The 1511-nt window shown below is 32.2% G+C and carries 3 protein-coding genes; 1 reads left to right on the forward strand and 2 read right to left on the reverse strand.

Annotation, left to right across the window (positions count from 1 at the left end; genetic code table 11):
- Positions 1–237, forward strand: a 237-nt coding sequence (locus tag ACNPNW_RS05890; protein WP_448766626.1) for an IS1 family transposase, incomplete at its 5' end; no start/stop codon positions are given.
- A 181-nt stretch (positions 238–418) separates the two neighbouring features.
- Here the strand turns inward: ACNPNW_RS05890 and ACNPNW_RS05895 are convergent.
- Complete coding sequence (locus tag ACNPNW_RS05895) at positions 419–1153, reverse strand: DUF8606 domain-containing protein (RefSeq protein ID WP_448766700.1); 735 nt, start codon at positions 1151–1153, stop codon at positions 419–421.
- A gap of 1 nt (position 1154) precedes the next feature.
- A partial coding sequence (locus ACNPNW_RS05900) for a transposase (protein ID WP_448766701.1) occupies positions 1155–1511 on the reverse strand: 357 nt, incomplete at its 5' end.

The raw sequence follows: 1511 nt of genomic DNA on the forward strand, positions 1-1511 counted from the left end.
GGTATTCACTACACCCGAATTGCAAGTGATCATTGGGACAGTTTCATCACTGCTTTTAAAAACTGCAAGCAAAGTATTGGTAAGTTTTTTACTGTAGGAATTGAAGGTAATAATTGCAAAATAAGGCATCGAATAAGGCGTGGTTTTAGAAGAAGTTGTAATTTCTCCAAAAAGCTTGAAAACCATTTTAAAGCCTTCGACTTAACCTTCTTTTACATCAATAATGGCTTCATTTAATGTCAGCATACTTTTTAAAACACCACCAAGTTTTCTAATAAATATTAAACTAAAGCTAATATTGCTGAAGTTAAGGTTCGAGTGGCATATAAAAAATTAGAATTACCAATTTTTGATGATGCTTTTAATCACAAGAGAACAATGAGTTTGCTATTAAATTAATAACAAACTCAAATAAAAATTAATCTCTAATATCCCAAATCTTTTTTAATCTCTGAACTGTATATTCCCATTTAGGAGTGACTGGTTTTGCTATTGTATTTTGATTACCAAAAAAACCTAATTCTTTAACTGGATTATCTGCTAAATATATCCATTTCACTGGTACTACATATTCAGCATTATCTTCTCCATTCTCTAGGCATGTAAGATATTTACCTTCTAATTCCTTATCTTTGGAAAAATCATCTATAGAAGTCTTTGGCCCTATCACTTCAGCAAAACCAATATAGCCCTTCTTCGGAATATTAACCCATACTCTATTACCCTCATTAAGAAGATTCAGTGTATTGGTATACCAGCTTCCTCCCCCGGCTGATATAAAGCCATATTTCTTTGCATCATCCAAACTACGTCCATCTTCCTCATAGCCAAAAGAACAATAAAACTCATTATTCCAGGGTAACTGATTTGTTTTACTTATTGCTCTTTCTTCACTTTCTTGAGGATCTATCAACCAAGAGCGACTGATGTATTTAGAATTATTATCCTCAAAGACTTTGAAAAACATGACATTAATATTAAGTGTGGTGTATTTATTCAAATAATTAATTATTCTTTCTGAGCTTGCATCTAATTCACTCGATACAATTACCATAGAATGATTCTGATTTAATGATTCTTCAGATAGCTCATTACCAAACTTGGCTTCAAATGCATTTGATAAACTTACGTTTTGGTTAGGGTCTGTTGACATTTCAAGTATAGAATTTACCCGATAAAGGTAGCCAAATAAATATACAAGCTAATGCAACTGCCCCCTCATAGCTACACTTTAGCTTATCATATCGTGTTGCTATTCCTCTGAACTGCTTTAACCTACAAAATGCATTCTCAACTAAGTGTCTGATTTTATATAAATACCAATCCATATGATCATTATTTGACTGAGTATTTGATTTTCTTGGAATATTCGCTTTAGTTTTTTTCACAGATATTTGTTCTCTTAATGATTCAGAGTCATATCCTTTGTCTGCACAACATACTTCCGTTTCACCCAAATCAAGTTTTTCAATCATTTTGGGAGCAATCTTGACATCATGTATCGTTCCATC

This window comes from Acinetobacter endophylla (assembly GCF_053543775.1).

Bases quoted from the DNA above. Each gene is read 5' to 3' on its own strand.
- ACNPNW_RS05895 (WP_448766700.1), bottom strand. From the start codon at position 1,153: ATGTCAACAGACCCTAACCAAAACGTAAGTTTATCAAATGCATTTGAA.